The sequence below is a fragment of the Zoogloea sp. genome (assembly GCF_028693495.1).
GTDB lineage: Bacteria > Pseudomonadota > Gammaproteobacteria > Burkholderiales > Rhodocyclaceae > Zoogloea.
In genome coordinates this window covers 1-8215 of sequence record NZ_JAQUVG010000124.1, presented here as the reverse complement: position 1 = coordinate 8215, position 8215 = coordinate 1, and the positions used below count along the sequence as shown (strand labels likewise).

Here is an 8215-nt window from a genome sequence, read left to right as displayed (position 1 = left end):
GAGCGGACTGCCGAGGGGCGCATCCGCCTGGTGCCGGGAGCCCCCCTGCTGGGGGCCGCAAGCCTGGACATGCCTTCCATCGCCTGGGCTGGCCCCCTGGCGGACCAGAACCTCAAGACCGACGGTAGCCTGAAGGGGGAGTTTACCTTTAGCGGCACGCCGGCCCGGCCGGAAGCCGCCGGACGTCTGCGGGGCGAGCAGCTGAATTTCGTGATGGCCGATCAGGGCCTGCACCTGTCCGGCGGCACCCTGGTGGCCGATTTCAACCGGGAGGTGCTGCGCCTGGATGAGTTCAGTTTCGTGTCCCCCAACCGGGTTCGTCCCCGGGAGGGGCGCATCGATGCGGACAGGCTCACCCGCACGCCGGGGACCCTCAAGGCCAGTGGCCAGATTCAGCTGGCCAGCGGGGAGGGGCGGTTCCGCTTCCAGGCCGATCGTCTCCCCCTGCTTCAGCGTCCCGATCAGTGGTTGGTCCTGAGCGGGGAGGGGGACATCCTGAGCGGCTGGAGCTCGGCCCACCTGAAAGGGCGCCTGGCCGCCGATGCAGGTTTCGTGGAGCTGTCCCGAACCCCGGCCCCCAGTCTCGGAGATGACGTGGAGGTGATGGATCCAGCCCGGGGCCAGAAGGCGCCGGAGAACCCCTTCCAGATGGGTGTGGATCTGGCCATCGCTCTGGGAGATGCCCTGTATGTGAAGGCTCTGGGTCTGGATACCCGGCTGGCAGGCGAACTGCGTCTTCAGTCCGGGCCGGGCCGGCCCCTCGGTGCCACGGGGACCATCATCACCCAGGGCGGGGTGTTCGAGGGTTACGGGCAGAAACTGTCCATCGAGAAGGGCATCGTGACTTTCAATGGCCCTGTGGCCAATCCGAGCCTCAATGTGGTGGCTCTGCGCAAGGGACTGGCGGTGGAAGCCGGCGTGGGGATCACGGGCACTGCCCGCCGACCGGTGGTGCGGCTGGTTTCCGAGCCCAATGTGCCCGACCCGGAAAAACTCGGCTGGATTGTCCTCGGACGCCCGCCCGATCAGGGCTCCGGTGGCGAGATGGCGTTGCTGCTGCCTGCGGCCCAGGCTCTTCTGGGCGGGACAGGAGGGGGTATGTCGGCCAGTCTGGCCAACGCGCTGGGCTTCGACGAGATCTCCCTGGGGGCGGGCTATGATCCGCGCGGCCGGGTCCAGAGCAGCAGTGTGGCCACCGGCAGCGTCACTGGCGCCAGCGCCTACCGCGCCAGCGGCAGCACGGTGCCCGGTCAGGTGGTGACCATCGGCAAGCGGCTGTCGGCCCGGGCCATGCTGTCTTTCGAGCAGAGCGTGACGGGCACTTCCAGCATCGTCAAGCTCACCTACCAGCTGACCCGCCGGATTGCGCTGATAGGACGGACGGGCAGTGAGAATGCCCTGGACACCTTGTTCTCCATTTCCTTCCGTTGAGTCGTGCATCAACACGCTCGGGGGCAGCGCGCGCCTGCCGCAGAATACCGCTGTGATCTACCGTGGAACAGCAAGCTCGGCCGCCGGGCCCGTTGTTCACTTTTTTCCGGTGTGCAAGGAGTCAGTCATGAGTGAAAGCAAAAATTTACGAACAGAAACCATTGTCCTGGCGGGGGGCTGCTTCTGGTGCCTGGAGGCGGTTTTCGTGGAGGTGGAAGGGGTGCTGGCCGTCACCTCCGGCTACATCGCAGGCCACCTGGAAAATCCCAGCTATGAGCGCATCTGCGATGGGGACACCGGTCATGCCGAAGCCGTGAGGATCGAATTCGATCCGGCGGTGATCACCTGCGCGGACCTTCTGGACATTTTTTTCGTGATTCACGATCCCACTACCCTCAATCGTCAGGGCAATGACGTCGGAACCCAGTATCGTTCGGCGATCTTTACCCGGGATGCGGAGCAGGAGGAAACGGCCCGGCGCAAGATTCTCGAACTGGAGCACCAGGGGGTGTTCCCGGACCCCATCGTCACGCAGGTGCAGGCTGCGCCCCACTTCTGGCCGGCAGAGGCCTATCACCACAACTACTTTGCCCGGAATCCCTACCAGTCCTACTGCCAGTATGTGGTGGCACCCAAGGTGGCGAAACTGCGCAGCAAGTTCGCCAAGCGCTTGAAGGCCACTTGAAATAGAATCCGCCGGTCTTTAACAAGGAGTATTTCATGACCCAAGTCACTACGGCGAGCGGCCTCGTCATCGAAGATCTGGAAGTTGGTAGCGGCCCGGAGGCCACGGTTGGGCAGCACGTTCAGGTGCATTACACCGGCTGGCTGACCGATGGCAAGAAATTCGATTCATCCAAGGATCGCAACGATCCCTTCGTCTTTCCCCTCGGCGCCCGCCATGTGATTGCCGGCTGGGACGAGGGCGTTCAGGGCATGAAGGTGGGTGGCAAGCGCAAGCTGACCATCCCGCCCACCCTGGGTTACGGCGCCCGTGGCGCTGGCGGCGTGATCCCCCCGAACGCCACCCTGGTGTTCGAAGTGGAACTGCTGGCGGTGAAGTGATCCGGTTGCGGAAGGCTTGAATCAAAAGAAGGCGCCGATGGCGCCTTCTTTTTGGGTACGCCGCGGGGTTTCAGGCTTCGGTCAGCAGCGCCAGGATGTCTTCCCCGTAGGCATCCAGTTTGCGGTCGCCGACCCCCGAAATGGTCGCCAGACCCTCGATGCTTTCCGGGCGCAGGCGGGCAATGTCGCGGAGCGTGGCATCGTGGAAGATCACGTAGGCGGGTAGGTTGCGCTCCTTCGCGGTGCTGGCCCGCCAGGCCCGCAGTCGGTTGAGGAGGACGGCCTCTTTTCCGGTGGCCTCGGGCCAGTTGTCGGTCTTGCGACTGGTGCCGATGTTGCGGCCTTTTTTCACGGGGGTGGTTTCCACCCGCATCGTGAAACGCGCTTCCCCGCGCAGCAGGGGGCGGGCGGCCTCGGTGAGGGTCAGGGCGCCGTAGCGCTCATGATCCACCGCCAGGGCGCCGTGGGCCACCAGCTGGCGGATCAGGGTACGCCAGCCCTTGTCGTCCAGTTCAGTACCGATGCCGAAGGTGCTGACCTGGTCATGCTGCCATTTCCTGACGTTATCGGTGACCTTGCCGATGAGCACATCCACCACGTGGGCAGCTCCGAAGCGGCTGCCGGTGCGGAACACGCAGGACAGGGCCTTGCGGGCGGATTCGGTGGCATCACGTACCTGGGGCGGGTGCAGGCAGGTGTCGCAGTTGCCGCAAGGCTCGGCGGCCTCGTCGAAGTAGCCCAGCAAACGCTGGCGGCGGCAGCCGGTGGTCTCGCACAGGCCGAGCAGCGCATCGAGCTTGGCGGTGGCCACGCGCTTCACCTCTGCGTCGGCTTCGCCCTGCTCGATGAAGCGGCGCTGCAGCACCAGGTCGGCCACGCTGTAGGCCATCCAGGCCTCCGAGGGCAAGCCGTCCCGGCCGGCGCGACCGGTCTCCTGGTAGTAGCCTTCGATGGAGCGGGGCAGGTCCAGGTGGGCGACGAAGCGCACATCGGGCTTGTCGATGCCCATCCCGAAGGCGACCGTGGCGACCATCACGATGCCGTCCTCGCGCAGGAAGCGATCCTGGTTGGTGGCGCGCTCCTGGGTGTCCATGCCCGCGTGGTAGGCCAGCGCGGGGATGCCTTTCTCCTGCAGCCAGGCGGCGGTTTCGTCGACCTTTTTGCGGGAGCTGCAATAGACGATGCCTGCTTCCCCCAGGTGACCATCCTTCATGAAGGCCAGCAGCTGGGTCCGGGGATTGTCCTTGGGAACAATGGTGTAGCGGATGTTGGGCCGATCGAAGCTCGAGACGAACTCGCGGGCGTCCAGCAAACGCAGGCGTTCGGCAATCTCCCGCCGGGTCTGGGCGTCGGCGGTGGCGGTCAGGGCAATCCGCGGCACCTGCGGGTAGCGCTCCGGCAGGATCGACAGCTGCAGGTATTCCGGGCGGAAATCGTGGCCCCACTGGGATACACAGTGGGCTTCGTCGATGGCGAACAGGGCCAGCTGGCCGGATGCGTGGAGGTGGTCGAGCAGGTCGAGGAAGCGCGGCGTGACCAGGCGTTCCGGCGCCACATAGAGCAGGTCCAGCGCACCGGCGAGCATCGCACGCTCGATCTCCATGGCCCGCTCGAGGCTCAGGCTGGAGTTCAGGAAATCTGCTGCCGCGCCCACCTCCTTGAGCGCACTTACCTGGTCCTGCATCAGCGCGATGAGGGGTGACACGACGATGGCCACCCCCGGTCGCAGCAGCGCCGGGATCTGGTAGCACAGGGATTTTCCGCCACCGGTAGGCATCAGTACCAGCGCATCGCCACCCGCCGCGACGTGTTCGACGATGCCTTCCTGAGGACCCCTGAACTGGGTGTAACCGAAGACGTGGAAAAGGGTTTCGCGGGCGCGGCTCATAGGGCCAGGATTTTACCCCGACCTGCGCACCGGGTCAGAACAGCTTTGCCAGGTGGAGGGGCAGTCCGGAGAGGCTGACAAAACTCAGGTCGTACATCCCCGAAAGCCCCGCGGCCTGTTCGTCGGTGAGGCTGTTGCTGCACAGGATGAACTGGCTGCGATCGATACCGAGCCGTTTGCGAAGTTTTTGGTACTTGTCCAGATCCTGACGAAATTCGCCGGTCTTGCATTCGATGCAGATGGGCGTGGTGCCATCCACGAGGAAGAACACATCCAGCTCATGGAGGTCTTCGTTGGGAAAGACCACCGAGAGATTGCGGGTGCAGGAGAAGGCCCGCTTTTTTTCCTGGAAAAAGTCAGAAGTTTCATCAGGACGTACCATTCCAGCCATTCTCCTGCGAAGAAGCTGCGAACCGCGGGTGCGTTTTGAATGGTCGCCCGGCCGACTTTTTCCGGTTTCTGGTAGTAGTACTTGGCTAGAAAGGTGTGGTCGTAAAGCTGTTTGCAGAAGGCATTGATGGCCTGCCCGTCCTTTTGGCTCCGTTCTCCGAGCTTGAGGCTGAAATTGGGCACATCTTTCTGCTGACCCCAGCGAATTTTTTCGACGATGTCGCCAAACAGCGGGTAATTGTCCCCGATCTGAACCGCAACCTCGTCGAAGAAGCCCGTGGTGTTTACGGCATCCAGGCTGGGGCGAACCTGTATCTGGCGCTGTTCGAACCAGCCCACGATCTGGGCATGCCAGGCTTCACTGGCCAAGTGGTCCGTATTATGGAAATCCAGTCCGGCAAGATCGGCGGTTGTGAGCGGGAGTGAGGCCGGGGGGGGCTGATTTGCCCGGAGTTGTTTGATTTCTTCCTGCTTTATGAAGTACTGCTGCAGCAGTTTCTTGACGAAAAGAACTGTGTCATATGCCGTGACCGGCTGGGTGCAGGCAGGGCAGGGGATCTGCTTGCCGATATAGTCGATGGGCACCTCGGCCACGTGGCCGCATTTGTTGCATCGGAGAAGAGCCATGAGGAAGCGCGTGCGTGCAGTTGGTTGGCCTGATTATGCCACTGATCTGCACGCCTGCAGGCAGGCGGCCCACCCGGGTTAGGCCTGACCGTGATGGGCCTGGATGTAGTGCCGCAGCACTGTCTTGAGCAGGATCACTTTGGTGGTGTCCCCTTTCTCGCGGGCGTGCCGGATATCGTCCACGATCATCCGGCGGATGCGTTTGTCTCCTTCCGGGGTGTGGCATAGATAGCAGCCCATTTCCACGGCAGCCATCTCGGGGATGTGTTCATGTTCGGCGATGGCGAGAATTTCCTCTTCGCTCAGATCCGATAGTTCGATGCAGTCCTGCAGTGTCAGCATGGGGGAACCTCCCGTTACGGAAAACCGTCGCTTCCATTGGACGCCGGCGGCGGGGAGCCGGGCCTGAGCCAGCATGAGACGCCACGCTTGTTGCAGTGCAGCTAGAATGTCCGCCCGTCCAACACATCAATAATAGGAGACAGCGCAATGGAAAGCTTGAAGGCTTTTGGTCATGGAATTTATGCCGTGGATTCGGGCTATACCGGTCCGGATGTGGCAGCCATCCACCTGATCGAGGAGGCGGGCCGGGCAGCCCTGGTGGATACGGGCAACAACGAGTCCCTGCAACATGTGCTCGAGGCTCTGGCGGTGACCGGTTTGTCCGCGGAGGCGGTGGATTATGTGCTGTTGACCCACATTCATCTGGATCACGCAGGGGGCGCCGGATCGTTCATGCGCGCCTTCCCGAATGCAAGGTTGGTGGTGCATCCCCGGGGCGCCCGCCACATGGTGGAGCCTTCCAGGCTGTTTGCGGGGGTGTCGGCCGTCTATGGGCCGGAGCGTGCCGTCGAACTTTACGGAGAGCTGCTACCCGTACCCGTCGAACGCATCATCGAGGCCACCGATGGCCTGGAGCTCAGCCTGGCCGGGCGGGTCATCCGGGTCTTCGATACTCCGGGTCACGCCCGTCATCATGTGTGTTATTTCGATACCCGGAGCCGCAGCTTCTTCACAGGTGACACGTTTGGTTTCTCATACCGCACCCTGGATGTGGGTGGCCGGCCGAGCATCTTTCCGACCACATCGCCGGTGCAGTTCGAGCCGGATGCGATGCACGCTTCCATCGCCCGGATGGAGGCCGAGCAGCCCCGCGCCATGTACCTGACGCACTATGCCCAGGTCACCGAAGTGACGCGCCTGGCGGCCGACCTGCACCGTCTGATTGATGCCCATGTGATGATCGCCGAACGGTATGTGGCCCTGCCGGCGGGTGCCGAACGGGCACGCCGTATCGCAGCGGACTTGTGGGGCCTGGTTGGCGACGAAGCTGTCCGCAACGGCTGGACGGTCGGCGAGTCCGAATGGCGGCGGATCCTGGCCGTTGACGTGCAGCTCAATGCCCAGGGGCTGGATGTCTGGTTGGACAGTCAGGCCAGGACGGCCTGACCCGTGGTGTCAGCCTCGTTCTGCTTGAAAGACCTGCTGCCATAGGATGCATACCCCGGCCGCCTGTCCGGCAACGGTGTCCCGTTCCACCCGGGATGCCTGCTTGTTGAGCCGCAGGCCGTGTTGCAGGCGCCGGTATTCCCGGTAGGTGTCGGCCGTGGTGGCCGCCAGCTCTGAAGGGATCAGCCCGAGTTCCCCAGCCATGTGGAGGAGGGCGATATTGCCCAGGTTGCCGCACAGGCTGGCGTGCTCGTGGGCGTAGCCCAGCACCAGGTACTGAACGATGAATTCCACGTCGATCAGGCCGCCCCGGTCATGTTTCAGATCGAACAGTCCGGTCTTGTTGGGGTGGGCTTCGGCCATGCGCTGGCGCATGGCCAGCACTTCCTCCCGGAGTTTGCCCAGCTCCCGCTTCTGGCGCAGGATCTCGATGCGGATTTCCTCGAATTTCCGGCCGATCTCCTTGTCTCCGGCACAGAAGCGGGCCCGGGTGAGGGCCTGATGCTCCCACACCCAGGCATTTTCCAGCTGGTACTGGCGGAAGGCCTCAAGGGACACCACCATCAGCCCCGAGTCGCCGTTGGGACGCAGGCGCAGATCGGTTTCGAAGAGCTGACCGGCGGAGGTCTGGGAAGACAGCCAGGTGTTGGTGCGCTGGCCCAGGCGCGTGTAAAGCTCGGAGGATTCCGATGCGTCGTCGTCGTGGACGAAGACCATGTCCAGGTCTGAGGCGTAGCCCAGTTCCTTGCTCCCCAGCTTTCCATAGGCGAGCACGGCGAATTTCGGATCATCCCGGTGGCGGTTCTTGATCTTGCGCCAGCACATGGTCACGGTGAGGTCCACGATGATGTCGGCCAGGGCCGACAGGTAGTCCGCGTGGCGCTCGACCGTGAGACGGCCGGCGATGTCCTTGGTGAGCAGGCGGAACACCTGGCTGTGGTGCTGTTCCCGCATCAGGTCCATCTGGCGCTCCATGTCCGGTTCGATGTCGTCGAGTTGCCGGGTCAGGTCGGTGCGGAAGGCCTCCAGGTCCAGGTTTTCGTCCAGGATGCGCGGATCCAGGGCTTCGTCCAGCAGGATGGGGTGGCGATTGAGGAACTGGGCGGCCCAGGCGGAGGCGCCCACCAGTTCGGCGACCTTGTGCAGGGTCTGGGGATATTGCTGCAGCAGGGCCAGGTAAGCGCCACGCCGGCTGATGGCGTCCAGCATGTCGAGCAGGCGCTCGAAAGTGGCATTGGGGTTGTGGGTTTCTGCCGCCGCTTCGATGACCCGTGGAATCAGGGGGTCGAAGCGTACCTTGATGGACGGGGGCATCTGCTGGTAGCGGTTGCCGCTCCGGAGGGTGGCCAGGCGCCGGGCCGCCGC

At 63.6% G+C, this 8215-nt stretch carries 9 protein-coding genes; 5 read left to right on the top strand and 4 right to left on the bottom strand.

The window, feature by feature from the left end; genetic code table 11:
• The 3 genes from PHD22_RS15440 to PHD22_RS15430 all read left to right on the top strand — a co-directional run.
• Positions 1-1431 (top strand): translocation/assembly module TamB domain-containing protein (locus tag PHD22_RS15440; protein WP_299868842.1); only part of this gene is annotated, 1431 nt, incomplete at its 5' end.
• Positions 1432-1558: 127 nt separating this feature from the next.
• Positions 1559-2116 (top strand): peptide-methionine (S)-S-oxide reductase MsrA, encoded by a 558-nt coding sequence (gene msrA / locus PHD22_RS15435; protein ID WP_299868839.1) that lies wholly within the window; start codon positions 1559-1561, stop codon positions 2114-2116.
• Between the two features lie 35 nt (positions 2117-2151).
• Positions 2152-2496: an FKBP-type peptidyl-prolyl cis-trans isomerase gene (locus PHD22_RS15430; protein WP_299868836.1), complete on the top strand. Its 345-nt coding sequence runs from the start codon at positions 2152-2154 to the stop codon at positions 2494-2496.
• Between the two features lie 70 nt (positions 2497-2566).
• Here PHD22_RS15430 and recQ read toward each other — a convergent pair whose 3' ends face one another.
• Both recQ and PHD22_RS15420 read right to left on the bottom strand, forming a co-directional pair.
• The gene (gene recQ, locus PHD22_RS15425; RefSeq protein ID WP_299868833.1) at positions 2567-4384 is read right to left on the bottom strand and encodes a DNA helicase RecQ; all 1818 of its coding nucleotides are present in this window, start codon (positions 4382-4384) and stop codon (positions 2567-2569) included.
• Positions 4385-4418: 34 nt separating this feature from the next.
• Positions 4419-4766, bottom strand: a complete 348-nt coding sequence (locus PHD22_RS15420) for a hypothetical protein (RefSeq protein WP_299868831.1) — start codon at positions 4764-4766, stop codon at positions 4419-4421.
• 104 nt (positions 4767-4870) lie between these two features.
• On the opposite strand from PHD22_RS15420, the gene PHD22_RS15415 reads away from it, so the two are divergent.
• The gene (locus PHD22_RS15415) at positions 4871-5200 is read left to right on the top strand and encodes a hypothetical protein (protein ID WP_299868828.1); all 330 of its coding nucleotides are present in this window, start codon (positions 4871-4873) and stop codon (positions 5198-5200) included.
• Positions 5201-5479: 279 nt separating this feature from the next.
• Here PHD22_RS15415 and PHD22_RS15410 read toward each other — a convergent pair whose 3' ends face one another.
• Entirely contained in the window at positions 5480-5743 is a 264-nt protein-coding gene (locus PHD22_RS15410; protein WP_299868825.1) for a hypothetical protein, read from the bottom strand.
• A 147-nt stretch (positions 5744-5890) separates the two neighbouring features.
• On the opposite strand from PHD22_RS15410, the gene PHD22_RS15405 reads away from it, so the two are divergent.
• Complete coding sequence (locus PHD22_RS15405) at positions 5891-6850, top strand: MBL fold metallo-hydrolase (protein ID WP_299868822.1); 960 nt, start codon at positions 5891-5893, stop codon at positions 6848-6850.
• 9 nt (positions 6851-6859) lie between these two features.
• Here the strand turns inward: PHD22_RS15405 and glnE are convergent.
• The coding region (glnE, locus tag PHD22_RS15400; protein ID WP_299868819.1) for a bifunctional [glutamate--ammonia ligase]-adenylyl-L-tyrosine phosphorylase/[glutamate--ammonia-ligase] adenylyltransferase at positions 6860-8215 on the bottom strand (1356 nt) is incomplete at its 5' end.